The sequence below is a fragment of the Microcoleus sp. w1-18aA5 genome (assembly GCF_036701705.1).
GTDB lineage: Bacteria > Cyanobacteriota > Cyanobacteriia > Cyanobacteriales > Microcoleaceae > Microcoleus.
Genome location: NZ_JAUPTE010000015.1, coordinates 83,196 through 102,796 on the forward strand (window position 1 = coordinate 83,196; position 19,601 = coordinate 102,796).

Annotated in this window: 16 protein-coding genes; 5 read left to right on the forward strand and 11 right to left on the reverse strand. The window is 48.0% G+C overall.

What is annotated here, in order from left to right; all coding sequences use genetic code 11:
- Window positions 1-147 precede the first annotated feature (147 nt).
- Entirely contained in the window at window positions 148-1,413 is a 1,266-nt protein-coding gene (locus Q5691_RS08235) for a pitrilysin family protein (RefSeq protein ID WP_333307995.1), read from the reverse strand.
- 336 nt (window positions 1,414-1,749) lie between these two features.
- Between Q5691_RS08235 and Q5691_RS08240 the strand changes: the two genes are divergently transcribed.
- Window positions 1,750-2,778, forward strand: coding sequence for a hemerythrin domain-containing protein (locus tag Q5691_RS08240; protein ID WP_333344420.1), 1,029 nt, complete (start codon window positions 1,750-1,752; stop codon window positions 2,776-2,778).
- A 240-nt stretch (window positions 2,779-3,018) separates the two neighbouring features.
- Here Q5691_RS08240 and Q5691_RS08245 read toward each other — a convergent pair whose 3' ends face one another.
- The 3 genes from Q5691_RS08245 to Q5691_RS08255 all read right to left on the reverse strand — a co-directional run bounded on the left by Q5691_RS08245 (window position 3,019) and on the right by Q5691_RS08255 (window position 9,175).
- Complete coding sequence (locus tag Q5691_RS08245; RefSeq protein WP_333216432.1) at window positions 3,019-3,879, reverse strand: SDR family oxidoreductase; 861 nt, start codon at window positions 3,877-3,879, stop codon at window positions 3,019-3,021.
- 398 nt (window positions 3,880-4,277) lie between these two features.
- On the reverse strand, window positions 4,278-6,710 hold the full coding sequence (locus Q5691_RS08250; protein WP_333344422.1) for an SdrD B-like domain-containing protein: 2,433 nt from the start codon (window positions 6,708-6,710) through the stop codon (window positions 4,278-4,280).
- A gap of 545 nt (window positions 6,711-7,255) precedes the next feature.
- A complete protein-coding gene (locus Q5691_RS08255; RefSeq protein WP_333308001.1) occupies window positions 7,256-9,175 on the reverse strand; it encodes an SdrD B-like domain-containing protein in 1,920 nt (639 codons plus the stop codon).
- A 247-nt stretch (window positions 9,176-9,422) separates the two neighbouring features.
- Between Q5691_RS08255 and Q5691_RS08260 the strand changes: the two genes are divergently transcribed.
- Entirely contained in the window at window positions 9,423-10,100 is a 678-nt protein-coding gene (locus tag Q5691_RS08260; protein ID WP_333344424.1) for a peptidoglycan-binding protein, read from the forward strand.
- Between the two features lie 691 nt (window positions 10,101-10,791).
- Here the strand turns inward: Q5691_RS08260 and Q5691_RS08265 are convergent.
- Window positions 10,792-12,669, reverse strand: coding sequence for a DUF1565 domain-containing protein (locus Q5691_RS08265; RefSeq protein ID WP_333215596.1), 1,878 nt, complete (start codon window positions 12,667-12,669; stop codon window positions 10,792-10,794).
- Window positions 12,670-12,891: 222 nt separating this feature from the next.
- Between Q5691_RS08265 and Q5691_RS08270 the strand changes: the two genes are divergently transcribed.
- Window positions 12,892-13,974 carry a thiamine phosphate synthase gene (locus Q5691_RS08270; protein WP_333344426.1) on the forward strand — a complete coding sequence of 361 codons (1,083 nt, stop codon included), beginning with the start codon at window positions 12,892-12,894 and terminating at the stop codon, window positions 13,972-13,974.
- Between the two features lie 97 nt (window positions 13,975-14,071).
- Window positions 14,072-14,284, forward strand: a complete 213-nt coding sequence (gene thiS, locus Q5691_RS08275) for a sulfur carrier protein ThiS (RefSeq protein WP_015176890.1) — start codon at window positions 14,072-14,074, stop codon at window positions 14,282-14,284.
- 349 nt (window positions 14,285-14,633) lie between these two features.
- On the opposite strand, the gene rpmA is transcribed toward thiS, so the two are convergent.
- From rpmA to glpK, 6 genes are all read right to left on the reverse strand, one after another.
- Window positions 14,634-14,933, reverse strand: coding sequence for a 50S ribosomal protein L27 (gene rpmA, locus Q5691_RS08280; RefSeq protein ID WP_190738131.1), 300 nt, complete (start codon window positions 14,931-14,933; stop codon window positions 14,634-14,636).
- Window positions 14,934-14,960: 27 nt separating this feature from the next.
- Window positions 14,961-15,353, reverse strand: a complete 393-nt coding sequence (rplU, locus tag Q5691_RS08285; RefSeq protein WP_172190164.1) for a 50S ribosomal protein L21 — start codon at window positions 15,351-15,353, stop codon at window positions 14,961-14,963.
- Window positions 15,354-15,738: 385 nt separating this feature from the next.
- Complete coding sequence (locus Q5691_RS08290; RefSeq protein WP_015176895.1) at window positions 15,739-15,954, reverse strand: hypothetical protein; 216 nt, start codon at window positions 15,952-15,954, stop codon at window positions 15,739-15,741.
- 324 nt (window positions 15,955-16,278) lie between these two features.
- A complete protein-coding gene (locus Q5691_RS08295; RefSeq protein ID WP_333308009.1) occupies window positions 16,279-16,779 on the reverse strand; it encodes a DUF3122 domain-containing protein in 501 nt (166 codons plus the stop codon).
- Between the two features lie 231 nt (window positions 16,780-17,010).
- On the reverse strand, window positions 17,011-17,382 hold the full coding sequence (locus tag Q5691_RS08300; RefSeq protein WP_333344428.1) for a c-type cytochrome: 372 nt from the start codon (window positions 17,380-17,382) through the stop codon (window positions 17,011-17,013).
- 74 nt (window positions 17,383-17,456) lie between these two features.
- Window positions 17,457-18,944, reverse strand: coding sequence for a glycerol kinase GlpK (glpK, locus tag Q5691_RS08305; RefSeq protein WP_333344430.1), 1,488 nt, complete (start codon window positions 18,942-18,944; stop codon window positions 17,457-17,459).
- 100 nt (window positions 18,945-19,044) lie between these two features.
- Here glpK and Q5691_RS08310 point away from each other — a divergent pair, with 100 nt between their 5' ends.
- Entirely contained in the window at window positions 19,045-19,572 is a 528-nt protein-coding gene (locus Q5691_RS08310) for an endonuclease dU (RefSeq protein WP_333344432.1), read from the forward strand.
- The last annotated feature ends 29 nt before the right edge of the window (window positions 19,573-19,601 follow it).

A 19,601-nucleotide genomic window follows, 5' to 3' on the forward strand; every position in this document is an offset into this window, starting at 1 on the left:
TCCGATTTGAGATTGGCGATTTGAGATTTTAGATTGAGGGACAAATCTCAAATTTCCAATTAATAGACTTGGGTTTCATGTCTCAACTCAACCTAGTTGCTGTTAACAGTGAACAGTCAACAGTGAACAGTGAACAGTCAACTATTATTAGATTGGTTTGAGTACCACTGCTGTATAGCGCCGAGGAGAGAGATATTGTTGAGCTAGGCGCTGGAGGTCTAAGGGCCCAAATGCCTTAATCCTAGTGGGATAGCTGAGCGCTACTTCCGCAGTGGCGATCGTATTGTAATATCCGTAAAGACCGGCTAGCTGTCCCGGCGTTTCGAGCGAGAAAGCAAAATCGTTGCACAGCAAACGCTGACAGCGGAGCAATTCTACCTCGGAAACTGGCTCAGACTGCAATTGCCAAAGTCGATCGCAAATCCGAGATTCCACCTGTTCGACATCCTTGGCGTCCAAGACTGCACTGATAGTAAATAAACTCGATTCCCGTTGCAGCGAGAAAGTGCTGTCGATCGCCTCTACCAATTGTAATTCTTCCCGCAGTTCCCTGACTAAACGCGAAGTCCGCCCGTCTGCAAGCAACACCGACAGCAAATCCAAGCCGCAAGCACTTTGCAAGTGTTCAACTCCCGGGCCCGTCCAGGCCATCATCAGGCGGGCTTGTTCCAATCGCGGGAGGCTCAATTCCTGACGGCGAATTTCTATCAGTGGCGGTTCCGCCTCTGCGGTTAATTTGGGACAATCCCACCGATCCGAAAACTGCTCGAATGCTTTCCCCGTAACATCTCTGGCCTGTTGTTCATCAATTCCCCCGACTACCACCACAGTCATATTTTCCGGCTGATAGTGCGATCGGTGAAAACAGCGCATTTCATGGGGAGTTCGCGACATCAGCAGTTCTTCCGTGCCCAATACCGATCGCCTGTAGGGATGTCGCTGGTAAACTGTTTCCATCATGGCTTGGAAACCCAGCCAATCGGGATTGTCTTGAGCTTGGCGGATTTCTTCTAGCACCACATCTCGCTCGCGATCGAATTCCCGATCGGGAATCGAAGCCCGCAGCAGCAATTCTGCCAGTGGCTGCGCTGTTTCTGCTAAATAATCGGCCGCAGCGTTGACGAAAAAATGCGCGTAGTCGTGACTTGTAGCTGCATTCGCGACACCGCCGCGATTTTCTATTACTTGATCAAATTCTCCAGGGGCGATCGAATCCGTCCCTTTAAATATCATGTGTTCTAAAAAATGAGCCATTCCCGACCAAGAATCCGGCTCCAGGGTAGCGCCAGCCCTCACCCACACGTCTAGCGCGACCACCGGTGTGGCCGAAATCCGCTGGTGAATGACCGTTAACCCATTATTCAGCTTCCAGACATTGGCTGGGAACTCTAAAGCAGTGAGCAGTTGAGACAAGCTAGTTATTCTTAAACTTTAGTTAACTTCGGCTGCAACTATGGTAGCGCTTTACAGCTCTGCGATCGGGATTAATTGATACAAAACTCAGTTGTCAGTTGGCAGTTGGCAGTTGGCAGTTGTCAGTGGTCAGTGGTCAGTTGGCAGTGATTAAGGGTAATTTTTGCTTTTTTAAAAAACGACCTTAGCCTTAATTAACTATCATTTCTTGGTTTAAAAGTCAATAGGTTGCGCGGGATATTAATGAATCAGTCGGGAGAAAGAGGATGTTATCAGAATATATCAATAAATTAAGAGATGTAAGAACACTAAATACATTGAGAGGAGAAACGACAGATGGTAGCTACCCTAGAAGATACCAAGCGCCAAGCGATCGCAACTAAATTAGCAGACATGAAAGCGCTGCAAAACCTGTTGATAGCCAACGAGCAATTGTTCATCAATTCCTGCAACGACTCCGAACTAGCCCAGCGCTTCCGGGATATGCTCGAAGACGATCGCAAAAACTTGGGCGTATTAGAAACTACGATCGTGCAATACGGCATTCAAACCGAACCCAAAGAAACCAGCACAAAAATGATTGAAGAAGTTCAGAAACTCATGCAAGGTTCTGAACTCACCATGTTTGAAAAAGTCGCTCAGCACGAACTGCTCAAACACAAACAAACAATGGCCGGTTTGTTAATTCACAAAGCTGCTCAAGTAGTCGGCGCTGACATCGAAGCTGCCATTACCCCCCTCAACACAGTTAACTTTGAGAACCGCGCTCACCAAGAACAACTCAAAGGAGTTCTCGAAATTTTAGGCGTACGCGAATTGACTGGCAAAGACCCCGACCAAGGCGTTTGGGCTCGCGTACAAGATGCAATGGCAGCTATGACCGGCATCATCGGCGGTGCAGTTACCCGCAGCAAAGATGAGATGAACATCACCGAAATCATCTCAATGGATCACCGCAAAACCGATACCCTATTTATGGAAATCGCAAGCACCGACGATCCTCAAAAACTGCAAGAATTCTTCGGTCAACTTTACAAAGACCTCAGCGTTCACGCAGAAGCAGAAGAACAAGTTGTTTATCCCGCAGTTCGCAGCTACTACGGCAATACTCAAGAACTGTACAGCGAGCAAGCAGAAATGAAGCAGATGCTTGCCCAAATTAAGGCTCTCAACGCCACTTCTTCTGATTTCAAAGCCCAAATTAAACAGCTCCAAACAGCGGTTAAAGATCACATTCGACAAGAAGAAAACGATATGTTCCCTCATATTCGCCGCAACCTGAGCGAAGCACAAATGGAACAAATGGCTACTGAATTCAAAGCAGCCAAAAGCACCATCCAGCAAGAAATGGCTAACCTGAGCTAATTCAGCAGTCACCTAATTACAACTCTAGCAAAACTAGAGAATAGTTAAACTGCAACCTATCAATCCCGCTACCCACGTAGCGGGATTACTGTTTTTTTATAAAAAAACAATCTAAATAAACCCGCCCTAGGTAAGGTGGTTGTGGGGGCGGGTTTATTTAGATTGTGAGTTATAGTCAGAGATTGTGGGTGAAAGTTCCCCCACAAAATGCGGTTATTTATATCTCAACTCGCGACAAATCTATCCGTTAATCACCGATCCGCCGTTGGGATGCAAAATTTGACCCGTCATGTAAGACGAATCTTTTGAAGCTAAAAACACGTAGCTGGGGGCAACTTCATCGGGTTGACCGGCGCGTCCCAATGCCGTGTCTGCACCAAATTTCTCCACTTTTTCTTCAGGGAAAGTTGCAGGAATTAGAGGGGTCCAAATCGGGCCGGGGGCGACTCCGTTGACGCGAATTCCTTTCTCAGCTAAACTTTGAGACAAGGAGCGAGTAAAGGCAACAATTGCTCCTTTTGTGGAGGAGTAATCTAGCAATTGTTGATTGCCTTTGTAAGCGGTGACAGAGGTAGTATTGATAATTGCACTTCCTTCTTTGAGATGTTTGAGAGCGGCTTTTGTGAGGTAAAACATTGAGAAAATGTTGGTGCGGAAGGTGCGCTCTAATTGTTCGGCGGTGATGTCTTCGATGCTTTCTTGGGGATGCTGTTCGGCGGCGTTGTTGACGAGGATGTCGAGGTGTCCGAATTCTTTAACTGTTTGTTCTACAAGATTTTGGCAGAGGCTTTCATCGCCGATGTCGCCCGCGATCGCAATACAGCGTCGGCCTTGTTGTTCGATCGCCTCTTTGGTCTTTTTGGCATCATCATCTTCATTAAGATAGCTGATGACCACGTTAGCGCCTTCTTTGGCAAAGGCGATCGCCACTGCACGCCCGATACCGCTGTCTCCGCCAGTAATTAAGGCTACTTTGTCCCGCAATTTATCGCTACCTCGATATCCCTCCGCGAAGGATTGGGGTTGCGGGGTCATTTGCGATTCAATACCGGGTTGCTGTTCTTGATGTTGAGCCGGATTGGTTTGTTGTTGAGTTGGCATAACATATTCCTCTACGTTCTACCTCTATAAATAAAGGTTTTATTGAGGCGGGGAATCGGTCTTTTTGCCGATCGTCCTCTACGACTAAAGACAGTAATTAAAGAGATAAATAAACCCGTCAGCCGAGCCCATGATTGTGGAGGGCTGGTTTATATAAATTGTGAGTTTTCCTTCAAAGATTGTCGGTAAAACCCTCTCTACGAGTATGGGGATATATTTGTTGTAGAGGCGGGTTTCACGAAAAATATTTCCGGTAATTAAAGAAATCCATAAACCCGCCCCGCGAGCCTCTAATTATTGTCACAACAGCAAAAAGCACGCCAAAAGATCATTTGACGTGCAGTTTAAACAAGCTAGTTGCTAATTGCTGAGTCTCCAACTAGAGACCCAACTTAAGATTAAAGAAGCGAATTCGTAGGACTAGGAGGAACGACGAACAATGATTCATCGAGACCATTCTCTTCTAAAAATGTTGCAATCAGGTAATTCGCCGAATTTTGCAAATCGTTGCTGTCAACAAAGCTGCTAACAACTGGACTCTGATCTACTACAAAGTTGCCAAAATTGCTGACTGGTTGAGGGACTGAGCCGGGGACGGGCTTATTCAGCGGATCATTATCATCGGAGATGCTAGAAGCAGTCACCGTGCCGCCGGTCAGCGGATCGATGCTGTCAATAACCCTTTCTGGTTCCGTCGGTACTGGCGCCGGCACGATCGGTGTTACAAAAGTATTTGGCCCCGGCACCGAGAACGTAACAGGATTAGGCCCTGTCGGAATGGGGAACGGGTTGGCAACGCCCGGAGCGTTGAAAACTTCCAAGAGCGAATAGGTACCCGGAGCTAAATTGGTGAACAGAACCTCGCCCTGAGCATTACTCCTCACCAGAGGCTCGGTAGCAGCATCGTAGCGACCATTGTTGTTGAAATCCAAGGTGAACGGGATGCCCTCCAAAGGAGGTTCGCCCTCATCTCGAAGGCCGTTGCGGTTGTCGTCCCGGAATTTTCCTCCGAGATAGTTAAAGAACTGGCCGTTGCCCACCAAAGCACAAGTAAACGTTTGGTTTGCGCCCAAAACGATGTCCAGTGGTTGAGTAGTTTGGAAAGAATTGGAAGGCACTACTTCCCGGACTCGGTAAATACCGGGAGTCAAATTGCCAAACTCCCAGCGGCCGAACTGATCGCTGACGGTACTTGCTTCTCCGGCATCAATGGCGTCGTTACCGTTGCTGTCGATGTAGATTGTGACCCCTGCGATCGGCGTTTCAAAGCCGTCCCGGTAGCCGTTGCCGTTCAAGTCTTGGAATTTGCATCCAGTGATGCGGCTGTTGGGGGTGTTGCCAAAGACAACGTTGGCATCTTGAGTGCTGAGGTTGAACTGCACCCGATCCGGAGTAGTAGGACTAAAACCAGCTTGTGGCACTTCCCGAACCACATAATTGCCAGGTTCTAGGTTGGTGAAAGCACCGCGCCCGTTGGCATCAGTTACTAGCGACTGTTCCCCTGTGTCGAGGGCGCCGTTGTCGTTGGCATCAAGGTAGACCGTGATGCCGGGAATGCCCACTTCCTGTAGAGTGTTGGCCGGTTCGTAACGACCATTAGCGTTCTGATCGTTATATTTGAAGACCGTGATGTTGGGGCGCGTATTCCCGACAGCACCGCTACCTGGATTTACCAAAATCGGGGTGAAGAAGACTGCGGGTTCCGGGTTGACCGGCGGGAAGGGGGGCGGAAAGTTCGCCGCAACGACCCGCTGACCACCTGGAACAGTTGGATCTGCCACTATGAAAGGCAGTGTTCCCTGCTGTCGCGATTGGGGCCCGGGGGCTGTGACTTCTACCGGGTTCTGCGTAGTTGCAATTGGCGGCTGGTTGGGTATGAATGTTTCAAAGGTTTCCAATACAGAGTAGCTGCCAGCTTTCAAATCTCTGAAGGTAGCCCTACCATCAGGCCCAGTTAACAGTCGCGGTTCGCCCACGTCTGTCCTGCCGTTCCGGTTCAAATCGAGGATGAACGGGATGCCCTCGAGGGCAACTTCGCCGGAGTCTTGTATGCCGTTGGCGTTGTTGTCCCGGAATTTGAAGATCGGGATTTCGTACAGGGGAGTGTTGCCCACTTGAGCGCAGGCCCAGGTTTCGCCAGGGCCGAGGTTCACGTCAAGCAGGGGGGTGTTGCCGGGAGGAGTGCTTTGGGGAAAATCTCTTTCTAACGGTTCAGTGCCGGGCCCGTTGGCGCGCTCTTCTCGAATCCGGTACAGCCCAGCCGACAAACCAGTGAATCGGAACTCGCCGTTTCTATCGGTTAAGGTAGTGCGTTCCCCTGTATCTAGCTGACCGTTGTTGTTGGCATCGATATAGATTCTGACGTTTTCCATCGGGGGTTCACTCCCGTCTCGAAAGCCGTCGTTGTCTACGTCGAGGTATTTGCAGCCAATAATCTGACCTTCCGGGACGGGACCATTGCCGAACAACACTGTGGCATTATTGCCCGCGAGGGTGACGACGACTGGGTTGGGAGTTGTCGGGCTGAAACCGGCTGGCGAGATTTCCCTGACTGTATAGGTGCCTGGAAGCAAGCCTGGAAATACGAAGTTTCCGCTGGGGTTTGTCAACGTCGAGGGTTCACCTGGATCGACAGTGGTGTTGTTATTGGTGTCAATAAAGATTTGGACGTTGGGGAGCCCCGGTTCGCCGGGTTCTCGAATGCCGTTGAGGTTCTGGTCGTTGAACTTGGTACCCTGGATACCCGCAGGAGCGTTGCCAAAATTGATGGTTGGCGGTAACACTACTGGAAATAATACAGGAGTTACCTGACTAGCACTTTTTTCTGCCATGATTTTCTGTTCCTTCACACCTAAATCTACGTAAGCTACAGGCTACTGTATCACTTTGTCAATCAGCAGTTAGCTGCTGCTAGCGACTGACGATCGCTACTCAATCATACATACGTCTACGTTGCTCGAAGGTTCCTCATCTAACATCAGGCTTACTCCAGCTTTGTCGCACGAGATTATATCAGGTTTTGAATAGCTGTGGCAATTTGAGCGCAATATCTTCAAGATTTGCGCCCGGAGTTCTTCTGCCCGTGGACACTTGCTGTTTTGAGCTGGAACAACGTTAAAACTCACTGCACCTCGGTGACTTGAGCGACCATGCCACGAGGGCTATCGCACTTGGGGAATTGTCTGATAATTCCTAAAAACAGGTATGATACTGTCTCTGAATCTTGCTCCTCATATACAAGCCAGCTTTGGGCTTCCCGGAACTCTGGCTTGGCTTTGGAGGTTGCCAACAATAGGGTATCACGCGATCGCCCTTTAACCTCTTCCTAATTTTTATCTGCGGTTTTGGATTCGGGGCGATCGAGCTTTGTCTCACCCTACTTAACCGGGAAATTCCTCACACCCATCGGCACAAACCAGTCAGCTATCACCCCATTATCTAATTCATTGATATTGACACAATTACCAACTTGTGCATTAGGCTCCAGACCGACATTCTGTTGCCCAAAGTTAGGAATATTGCCTAAATTTGCAAAAAATCCATCACTCAAAAATTTACTAATTTGATCACTATCACGACCCTGGCTCAAAAGCAAGCTATCCGCCCCCATATTACCCGCAGGTTCGGGTCTCGTATAGCTGTTGGCATCAGTTAACGGGTCGCCCTTCCAGGATTTAGCCGACCTACCCTCAGCCTCTCCAGTCACGAAATCGATGCTGCTAGCCCCAATCTCTGCCGAGACAACAACCACCGCAGGCGGAGTCGTTTGAATGAAACCGGGCGGCGGAACTTCGCGGACAACATAACTACCTACCGGAACATTGCGGAAACTGTAATTGCCTTGAAGGTCGCTTAAGGTACTCGCTTCGCCCGGATCTAAACTGCTGTTGTTGTTGAGGTCGATGTAAATTTGAGTATTGGCGATCGGCGGTTCCCCGGCATCGAGGATGCCGTTGGCGTTAAAATCGTTAAATTTCACACCGCTGATGGTGCCAGTCACCAATACATTGCCAAAGCTGAGATTAGTGGCATTTGTGCCGTTGCCTACGGTGATCGGCGTCGGATTAGGCGTGGTTTGGAGAAAACCGGGCTGCGGAACTTCCCTCACGACATAGGTTCCTTGAGGCAAATTGATAAAAGAGAAATTACCTTCGGGGTTGGTTAAAGTCGAAGGTTCGCCCGGATCTAAACTGCCATTGTTGTTGAAATCAAGGTAAATGGGCCAGTTGGCAACTCTCGGTTCCGTCGGTTCGTTGATACCGTTAGCGTTGAGGTCGTTGAACTTGAAGCCGCTGATGCTGCCGGTAGGAAAATTGTTGCCGAAATTGACGCCGACAGCGTTGGTATTGCCGGTGATGTCGATCGGGCCTGGATTTGGCGTAGTCTGTACCCATCCCGGTTGCTGAACTTCCCTCACCAAATATCTGCCGGGAGAAACATTGGCAAAAGTGTAGTTGCCTTGGGGGTTTGTGATGGTATTGGGTTCGCCCGGATCAAAGCTGCTGTTGCCGTTGAGGTCGAGGTAAATTGGCCAGTTTGCCAGGGGCGGGTCTGTGGCGTCTCTGACGCTGTTGGCATTGAGGTCGTTGAACTTGACACCGCTGATGCTGCCGACAAAAAAGACATTGCCAAAATTGATGTTGTTGACAGTGGCGTTGGAAGTAACGTTAACCGGGCCGGGGTCAGGCGTGGTTTGAAGAAAACCCGGTTGCTGGACTTCTCTCACCAAATATGTATCGGCGGGAATATTGACAAAAGCGTAATTGCCTTCAACGTTTGTAAAAGTAAAAGGTTCGTCGGCGTCGAGCCTGTTGTTGCGGTTGAGATCGAGGTAAATTTGCCAGTTAGCTAGCCCTTGTTCGCCGGGATCTCGGCTGCTGTTGTTGTTGATGTCGTTGAATTTTGTGCCTGCGATCGTCCCTGCGTTAAAGTTGTTGCCAAAATTGATATTGCCAGCGTTTGTGCCGCTGGTAATCGTGATGGGTGCGGGATTTGGGGTAGTTTGGCGAAAGTTCGGCTGCTGGACTTCCCTAACTTGGTAAGTTCCCGGTGGCAGGTTGGCGAAGATGTAGTTGCCTTGCGCGTTTGTGACGGTGGAAGGTTCGTTAAATTCTGGCTGGCCGTTGTTGTTGAGGTCGAGGTAGATTTGCCAGTTGGGAATGGGGACTTCTCCGGGATCAGGGCGGCCGTTGGCGTTAAAATCGTTGTATTTGGTGCCGCTGATGCTGCCGACTTGGAAGTTCCCGATGTTGACGTTGCCGATGTCTATTTGGCTGGCGGTTCTGAATTCGGACATGGTGTTGCTGGGGCCCAATGAACGCGGTTCAATGTTTTCTGTAGGGCAATCTAGCAGTTTTTTTGCCAATTGCAGCTATTTCAGGGGATAAATTATTTTAAGGAAAGGGAAGGGAGGGGAATCAGAAATGCCCCATGCCCCATGCCCCATGCCCCATGCCCCATGCCCCATGCCCCATGCCCGATGTGTAAATTTTTTCCAGATTTGATGTACGATCGCTACCAGTTTTCCAGAGGTCAAATTCCCAATGTCCCAAAACTTGACAGCAAGCTGGAATAAAGCCCGCGAGGTTCCGAGTTTGCTCTTCGGCTGGAGTTTGTGCGGTTTATTGGCAATGAGCTCGATCACCCCTACTCCTGCTGTCGCACAGCTACCTACCTCCGAACAGAGTAACAGCAATAATCCGATCGCTCAAACAGGTGCGATCGTCCGTCCCACGCTCAAATTGGGCAGCCGAGGGTCGGAAGTGATCGAACTCCAAGCTGCTCTTAAATTATTGGGCTTTTACCCTGACACTGTAGACGGGATTTTCTCACAAAGCACCGCTAGAGCTGTGTCTCAGTTCCAGGAAGCAGCAGGCCTGCCTCCCGACGCAATAGTCGGTCAAGATACTTGGAACCGGCTGTTTCCTGCGACTCCGAGCGCGATCGAAAACCCGATCGCCAACGATCCTGTAACTGGCGACAACTCAGAGATTAGCCCCGAAGCGCAGCCAACCAATTTCCCGGTTTTGAGAAGACGAATGCGCGGGCAAGCCGTCAGAGATTTGCAAGAGCGGCTGCGGGCCAAGGGATTTTTGCGGGTGAGTGCTGACGGCGTGTTTGGCCCGGAAACTCAAGCTGCTGTCAAGGCTGCTCAGCGACAATATCAACTGCCAGCAGACGGCATTGTCGGCCGCGCAACTTGGGAAGCTCTGCTGCGTTGACAGCAAGCCAAAAGTGCCGGCTATGCACGTTGCGGTATCGGGCGATCGTACAAATTGTTAATAATCGCTTTGGGAAGTATTTCTGCACGTCAAAAAGTGTCAACTTTGGTAAACAAAGTGTTTTTATGCACGCAGTTGGTGTTAACTTAAAAACATGAGGGGCAAAACCAAGAAGCACAAAAAACTTGGATAAAAATTTGGAATTAGAGTATTTGTCCCGATCTGCTCTAGTCCGCAGGCAACGCCTGAACCGTGTAGCTTATTAGCAAAGAAAGGTTGATATTGCGATCGGGATTTGTCAAATAGCTTGAGGCTATTGCATGAATCAAAAGTTGCGATCGCACAACAGTCAAAGACAGAAGTCTGAATAGACTCCGCTGATAGCTAGCTCGTCCGCAGAGTAGTTGCAAAAAAGTCCACCTTAGTTGTAGTTTGCTGAAACTCAGCAGAGCTAAAAACCCACTTGAATCAACTGAATTTACAAACTTTTTAGGGTCTGGCATCCGATATGCTAGGCCCTAAAATTTTTGATAGTTGACAGTTGACAGTTGACAGTTGACAGTTAACAGTTAACAAAGTAATAGACCTCTTGCAAAAGTCCTTTTAATAAAATTTTGGAACGGGCATCTTGCCCCTCCTAGTTATTTTTGAAAGAGGTCTAATGACTACTGACTACTGACTACTGACCATTTCATTTAATCTCCTCAATTTGAGCATTCAAACCGTTAGCGCTGAGCATTTGTAGCAATTCCTCAGCTTTTTCTAGTTCCCGAAAAGCACCGGCTTGCATCACCGATCGTCCGCTGGAAAAAGAGCGAAAAGCACCGGGAACGAGGGATTGCATTTTTTGTCGATCGCGCCAACTGTCGGTATCCACCACAACTCGATACCGGAAACCCAAAGCTCTGGCTCGATCGAATGACGGCGAATTATCCGCGGCATCGGGCAAAGAATTACCCCCTAAAGGTGCAGGTACATAGCCGCCCCTTCCGATCGGAATGTTGCGGCCCGGAACCGGCAATCTACCCTCGGAAGCAACCGAACTCGAACTATCAAAATTGGGAGGAATCATTGGTTGCTGTACCGAAATTTCCGAAATTGATCGATAATTCGGATCGGGCACAGGAATTGCGCTCGCCCCTTGGGCTACCGATGAAGCAGCGGCATTCCTCGGAGAAAGTTCTTGTCGCAACTCAGCGCTTCGCGGTGCGGGTCGATTTTGCACAGATCGCATTGAAACGGGCGCAGGCGGGGGAAGTGGCGCTCTTTCAACTCTGGGAATTAGCCGGCCGGGAGTGTAAGCCGGGAGAGAAGTGTCTGGACCACCGATGCTGGGAGGTCGATCGGCCGTTAGCTGCAAAGCACTTCCCCCCATTGGCGGCGGTGTAAAAGTTCCCGCCACATCAACCGATCCCGTCGTCCGGCTGCTCGACAATTGATTGCCGTAAGCTGGGATTACTTGACCTTTTGCCGCATTGTTGACATCGTACTGACCGTTGTTGCGAATGACATTGCCCCCCGGTTCGGCGGCAGTTCCCAAATCGGGCAGAGAGCTCGCGATCGCCACAATTCCGTCCCGGCGATTACTCTCGATATAATTGTTACGCAGCACAGGTCTAGCATTAGCTTGCACCACCACGCCGTCCTTATTGCGAGTAATTTTGTTGCCGATTAGCAGAGGCGAAGCGTTCTGCGCTACATTCACCCCAAATCCGGTGTTTTCAAACACATTATCTCGAACTTCCGGCTGGGAACTGCCAAAAATAGTAATGCCGTTAGCTCCATTTTTCGAGAAAACATTCCCGCCAATCGTCGGCCTGGATGTACCCACTACCGAAATGCCGTCGTGAGTGCTCCCAGAAAAAGTATTGTTAACAACTGTCGGAGAACTCGATTCGATCCACAAAGCGTAACCGCGATAGTTGGTATTCGTCACCGTCACCCCGCTGAGTCCCGCCCCATCTGCGCCTAAAATCGCGATATTTTGACCCGCCGAAGTCGGACTGATAAAGTATCCTCCGCCTTTGATGACAATATTCTGACCGCGAGTGTTGGGATTTCCCTGAACTGTCACGCTGGGCCTGAGCATTAATGGAAATTTTTCGCCGGTTTGCTCGCTGTAAGTACCGGGCGCTAGCAAAATCGCTGTTTTGGGCGGGGCCACGCTTAAGGCGTAGGTAAGGGTTTTAAACGGAGCTTGATCGCTGCCGTTGCCCCCCGTGTCGCTGCCCCCGATCGAGCTGACGTAGAGTATGTTGATGTCGCTCTGCAGCGTCTGAGAAAGTAGCTGCACTCCCGGTATCCCGGCAGCGATAACTGACGGTTGATGGTTGCAAAGGGCGGTCATCGCAAAGACGAGTAGAAGGCAAGAACTCAAACAAAATTTTTGCGATCGCTTTTCTTTGCACTCGCTATATTGAGAATTTAGGAGCATAAATAAACCCCACTGATTTGCGATCCGAGTTCCGCTTCCCGATTTCGGTGTCGGGTTTTTGCGATCGAACTTTGATTTCACCCGCCTGCTGGGGTTTTCTGCCGTTAATCTTTTGTGTTGTTCTGCTAACCTCACGGCTCTCCTCCGAAGTGTGGTATGCAGTTTAACGATTCCACTCTTATCAAGTTTGATCTATTATGCTTTGTTTTCATCAAATTCAATAAAACTTAAAAAATTATTGTCGAATTTACATTGGTTTATGCCAAAATTAAGCCGCCTGCTTTGCCACAATCTTGACGGCGTGGGAGAATATAGCGGGTTGATTGGTAAGATTAATTATAATTAGGGTGGTTGTGAATGACCGACAAACAAAACAGAACTTTACCGGCACAGCCAGCCCTCTGCCGGATTTTAGATGCAAATTTAGATCGATCGCGCGAAGGGTTGAGAATTATTGAAGAATGGTGCAGGTTTGGTCTCAACAACGCCGATTTAGCTGGCGAGTGCAAGCAACTGCGTCAAGAATTGGCTGCTTGGCACGTCGCAGAACTTCGCAGTGCTAGGGATACGCCGGCTGATCCGGGTACGGAGTTGACTCACCCGCAGGAAGAGCAGCGTTCGAGCATTCAGCAGCTACTGGAGGCGAATTTCTGTCGGGTGGAAGAAGCTCTGCGGGTACTCGAAGAGTATGGCAAAATTTACGATCGGAATATGGGCGCGGCTTTTAAGCAGATGCGCTATCGGGTTTATACTCTCGAAAGCAATTTGCTGGCTTACCGGCGCTACCAGCAGTTACTTCGATCGCAGTTATACCTTGTAACTTCCCCGAGAGACAACTTGATGGGAGTCGTGGAAGCTGCTTTGCAAGGCGGGCTGACTTTGGTGCAGTACCGCGACAAAAGCTCAGACGACGGCGCCAAGCTGGCTAATGCGCGCAAGCTTTGCGAACTTTGTCACCGCTACGATGCTTTGCTGATTGTGAACGATCGCGTGGATTTTGCGATCGCAGCAGATGCCGACGGCGTACACTTAGGACAGGGAGATTTCCCTGTGGCGGAAGCGCGCAAGTTGCTCGGCCCGGGACGGATCATCGGTCGTTCTACTACGAATGGCGAGGAAATGCAGCGAGCTATTGAAGAGGGAGCAGACTATATTGGAGTTGGGCCGGTTTACTCCACTCCTACTAAACCTGATAAACAGGCGGCGGGTTTGGACTATGTGCGGTATGCTGCTACTAAGTCGCCGATTCCGTGGTTTGCGATCGGCGGAATTGATATCAACAACCTCGATGAAGTATTGAATGCCGGAGCTCAAAGGGTTGCCATAGTACGCGCAATTATGGAAGCAGAACAGCCTACTTTAGTTACGCAGTTTTTCATCTCGCAGTTGATTCGGATGCAGAATCTGAAAGCTCAGAAAGCTTTGCACGGGAAAAGCTAGGTTTATTTGCGATTCGTAGGGCGGGTTTAGCACAGGAAATCTGTGCATAAAATATAATTTTGTTACAAAACCCGCCCTGAAAACTGATATTTTACTTATGATAAATCAAATTGCGCTGCAAGTTAACGGAGAAACCCGCAATTGTGCGATCGACACACCGTTACCAAAATTACTAGAACAATTGGGATTAAACCCGCGCTTGGTGGCTGTGGAGTACAACGGCGAAATTCTGCACAAACAATTTTGGGAAACTACACAGATGCAAGAGGGCGACATTTTAGAAGTTGTCACAATTGTCGGAGGAGGCTAGCCACAAATTGGTGACAAATTAAGCCTTAAATTTTCACCAATTGACAGAACCTAGGACTGTCGCTTCCAGTCAAGTCTAGATCCCCCTAAATCCCCCTTAATAAGGGGGACTTTGAGAAGAATCTTGTCCCCCTAAGTCCCCCTTATTAAGGGGGACTTTGAGAAGAATATTGTCTCTCTAAATCCCGTTAATTAAGAGGGACTTTGAGAAGAATCTTGTCCCCCTAAATCCCATTAATTAAGAGGGACTTTAAGAAAAATCTTGTCCCCCCCTTATTAAGGGGGGCTAGGGGGGATCGAGACTTTGAGACAAACAAAAGAGACTTAAGCAACGCCCCAAAATATCGCAATTAAACTGCGACAGCTTCCGCCACGGGCTCAGCCACAGGTGCTGCTACAACAGGATAAATGCTGACTTTCTTGCGAGTTTTGCCTTTTCTTTCAAAAGTCACCACACCGTCAATCATGGCAAACAGAGTATCATCTCTGCCGATACCAACATTATTACCAGGGTGAACTTTAGTGCCGCGTTGACGGATCAAAATGTTGCCAGCTTTGACAACTTGACCGCCGTACTTTTTGACACCCAGACGCTGAGAATTAGAGTCGCGTCCGTTACGTGTACTGCCTGTACCTTTCTTGTGGGCCATAATATCCTCAACTGTATTTACTATTTTTTATTCTGAATCAGTTTCGGCGGTTTGGGGGGTTTCAACAACTGCTGCAGTTAAGTCTCTGGCGGCCAAGACTGTACCGTTGACGCTAATCGAGTCAATCATAAAGCGAGTTGTTTCTTGACGGTGCCCTTTTTTCTTCCGAGTTTTCTTTTTCGGCTTCATCTTGTAGACGAGGACTTTGCGGCCCCGGAAATGCCGGAGAACCGTTCCTTCTACAGTGGCATTTTCTAGTAGAGGCTGGCCGATATGAACCTCGCCTTCGTGCTGGATCAGAAATACTTTGTCTATGGTGACTTTGGATTCAGCTTCGACGTGAAGCAGTTCGATGTCGTAGAAGCGGCCTGGTTCTACCCGAAATTGTTTGCCGCCGGTTTCAATGATTGCGTAAGTCATGGGATGGTTGTTGAGATTGCCGTACAGGTAGCTGATGAGTCATTGGTCATTGGTCGTTGTGGACTTTTGACTGCTGACTGCTCTCCAGCTTTTGGAATGTCTTAACCTGATCCGAGCCGGATTTAGACAGACAATCTACTACTATTGCGGATTGTTGTAGTTTTGTCAAGTTCTATCGCGCCGGAAATTTCTAATGAGCTAGGATTTACGCACCGGTGGTCAGAAACCGGGTGTTTTTACGAAAATTCTTCGTTTTCAGCCAGAGATTAGGTAAAAAACCCGGTTTCTTCCTTCGGTCTTACATGCGTAAGCCCTGTTAGGGATAAAAATAGAAGATGCTGTAACTTTTTTATCCCCTTGATCCAAAAGGTCGATCGAACGGGATTCAAGCCGTCGCAGAACATTTGCGCGATCGTAACAATTCCAAAGCTTGCTGTTTCACCCTACCCTCCATCACCTCTTTTTGCAAATTAATAAAAGCCTCAAAATCTTCTAAACCGTACTTAGTCATCTGCAACTGCTGTCGCAACTGTTCTTCTGCCTCAACCGTTAAGTAACCTGTTGCCAAAGCTTTGCGGACAATTTTACTGATTAAAGTCATAGTAGATTTACCCTGAATACACCTACGTTAAAACACTGAAGTTTTGTCACTCGACTAACTCAGCTTTTAGTTTGTTTCATAATTACCCTTAAAATAGGTTAAATCTACCTTAAGGTCTATGTAAATAAAGTTATTTTTGATACATTGATGAAATCGTAGCGATTTTAAATGTAGAGTGCTATTAAATTGGTATCTTTAGTTTTTGCCAGACCAAATTATTCTTCAAATACGTTAAATCTACCTTAAGGCATATTTAAACATAGCGATTTGTGACATGGGAAATTGTATGGCTTTTAAATGTAGAGTGCGCTTAAATTGGTATCTTTAGTTTTTGTCAGACAAAAGCCGCCATTGTCTCACAGCAAAAGGAGGAACCAGCAATTCTGTTTCTTTTTGATTTTTCACGGGCAAACTCAACAGCAAAGGTTGATTGCTTTCCAATTGTGCAATTATTGATTTAAAATCGTATTCTCCGACATTAATTGGCAAACCCGACTCGTTCCAAATATCATTAGCCTTGCCCATTTCCCGCTTGCCCGCCGCCACTTTCAGCGGAACCGGGTGCTGCAATTCTGTTCCCGGAAATCCTACCACTCTCAGATTTAAAGACTTTACTACTCCCGACTTTACTCGCTTGTACAAAACAACTTGCCATGCTTTATCGTCTGTATCGCGCAGGCTTTGTACGGATCGGAACATTACTGTCTCAGCAGTTTCTGGATATTTGTGAATCGAGGCGAAAGCGGGCGGGCTAACCGCTAAAATTAGATAAAAGCACAAGCTAATAATAGTTAAAGTTTTACGCCAACAATAATATTTTTTCAACTTGCAATACCTCCAATAATTTACACTTTCTTAGCAAAAAACCGCAAAAAGGACAGGTTTGTATTGAGATGATTAAGGGATGAACAATAAAAGACAAGAAGCAGGCAGGTTTTGTATAAAGATTATTCATCGATGACCAAGTTACGCGCTAAACCAGCCCTTACATTATACCTCGGCTTGGTTTCCTGAAGTTAGGCGCTAAACCTGGTCTTACCATGTACATAATCTGGTTTATTTCCAATCGGTTTCAGCTTGGGAGAGTACGTAAGCTGAAACATCGATAATTTGTTGTTCTGACAAACGATCTTTGTAAGCGGGCATAATACCTTTGCCGTTGGTTACTAAGTTGGAAATGTTGGCGATGGAATCCATGCCGTATTTTTTTAAAGCTTTTTGTTTCAAGTTTTTGCCGCGCCTGATAATGTTGCCACCGTTGATGTGACAGCCTGCACAGTTGGTGCTGAATACTTCGGCTGCGGTTGTGGTATTTGTAGCTGTATCTGCGATCGCCATTTGGGAATTAGTAGCGATTTCTACAAATGCCAGTGTCAGTATCAATAGAAAGGCGGTGAGAAAATTTTTTAAGTTCTTTAGCGAAATCATTTATTGGCCAGGTAAAAAATAGTGCTGGGTTTAATGATATCACTAAATACGCATTTTGGACTTAACTCAGCGATTCATTCTTCCCAATCGAAGGTGCGGGAAACTGCTTTTTTCCAAAAGCGATATTTTTGCTCGCGAAGTGCGATCGGCATTTTCGGTTCCCAAGTACAATCCACCGCCCAATTGTCCCGCAATTCGGCTAGCTGACTCCAAAAACCCACCGCCAAACCGGCCGCATAAGCCACACCGAGTGCAGAAGTTTCTGCTACCACAGGCCGCATCACAGGCACTCCCAAAACATCGCTCTGAAACTGCATCAGCGTGTGATTTACCACCATACCTCCGTCTACTTTTAAAGACAAAAGCTGCACAGCAGAATCCTGATTCATCGCCTCCAATACTTCTCGCGTTTGCCACGCTGTAGCTTCCAATGCGGCGCGGGCAATGTGTGCCTTAGTCACGTAGCGAGTTAAACCTGCAATTACTCCCCTGGCGCTGTCTTTCCAATAGGGTGCGTAGAGTCCAGAAAACGCCGGGACAACGTAAACTCCGCCGCTATCTTCAACTGTATTTGCTAATGTTTCTACTTCTGCAGATGTGTTGATGATACCCAAATTGTCCCGCAGCCACTGCACTAAAGCCCCGGCAAGCGCAATACTGCCTTCCAAAGCATACACAGCGGGCGATTCCCCCATCTTGTAGGCGACTGTTGTTAGTAACCCGTTTTTTGAGGGGACGATCGCCTCACCGGTATTCAGCAGCATAAAACAGCCCGTACCGTAAGTATTTTTCGCCTCCCCCGGACTGAAACAAGTTTGCCCGACGAGAGCGGCTTGCTGATCCCCCAAAGCAGCAGCAATTGGAACACCTGCAAGCAATCCTTTTGCAGTTCCAAAAACTTGACTCGAAGGGCGAATTTCTGGCAGCATCTGGCGGGGAATTGCCATTATTTCCAAAGTTTCGGCATCCCAATCGAGGGTTTGCAAATCCATCAGCATCGTGCGGCTGGCGTTGGTAACATCGGTAATGTGCGCGCCGCCCGTCAGGTGCCAAATCAGAAAAGTATCGACATTGCCAAAAATCGCATCCCCTTGATTTGCCGCTTCCCGCAATCCTGGAATATTGTCCAGCATCCACTTAATTTTCGGCCCGCTGAAATAAGTTGTCAGCGGCAAACCGCATCGTTTTTGAAATCGATTTTTGCCCTCAATTTCAGCTAATTGATCGCAAATAAAGCGAGTGCGGGTATCTTGCCAAACAATGGCATTGCCGTAAGGTTTGCCAGTTTTTCTGTCCCAAACAATTGTAGTTTCGCGCTGGTTGGTAATACCGAGTGCAGCAATATCTTCCGGGTCAATATTGCCAATTTCGAGGGCATTTTTAATCACGCTTTGGGTGCGCTGCCAAATTTCATCGGGATTGTGTTCAACCCATCCTGGCTGCGGATATATTTGCTGGTGTTCTTGTTGGTTGCGACAAATTATCTGTCCCAGGCGATCGAATACGATAAATCTGGTGCTGGTGGTTCCTTGGTCGATCGCTGCTACGTATTTTTTTACCAATTGTCTAAAATATTTTTAGTAATGAGGTCTTTAACGTATATGATACTATATCTAGAAGTCAAATTAATGTCAAAAACTTTAGCTTACGGAATTCCCCAAGTTGAAACTGGCAGATTTGCTGAGGCTCGATCGCACAATTAAGGTTATTGGCTTTGACGATGCTCCGTTTTCTCGTAGAAGTGGCAGTCTGGTGTCGATCGCGGGCATAGTCTGTGGGGGAACTAGATTTGAAGGAATGGTTTGGGGACAAGTCCTCCCAGACGGATTAGATGCCACGGATGCTATTTCTGGGCTACTCCTCGGAGGCAAATTTCTGCCGCAATTGCATCTGGTTTTGCTAGACGGAATTGCTTTCGGAGGCTTCAATATTATTGACCTTCCTGAGTTAGCATCGCGGCTGCAAATTCCTTGCGTTGCTGTCATGCGCCGCCAACCAGATTTAGCTGCTGTTGAAAAAGCCCTCCGCCATTTACCAGACTCGCAATACCGTTTAGAATTGTTGCGTCGCGCTGGGATAATTCACGCTTTTGAACCTTTCTTTTTTCAAGTTTGCGGCGAACAACCGGAAGTAATAGCGAGGGCAGGGCTATTTCATTCTAGTGTAAGGCCTGATAGAATAACAGATTAATCTCACTGAGGGTTCAGGTCAAAATGTCC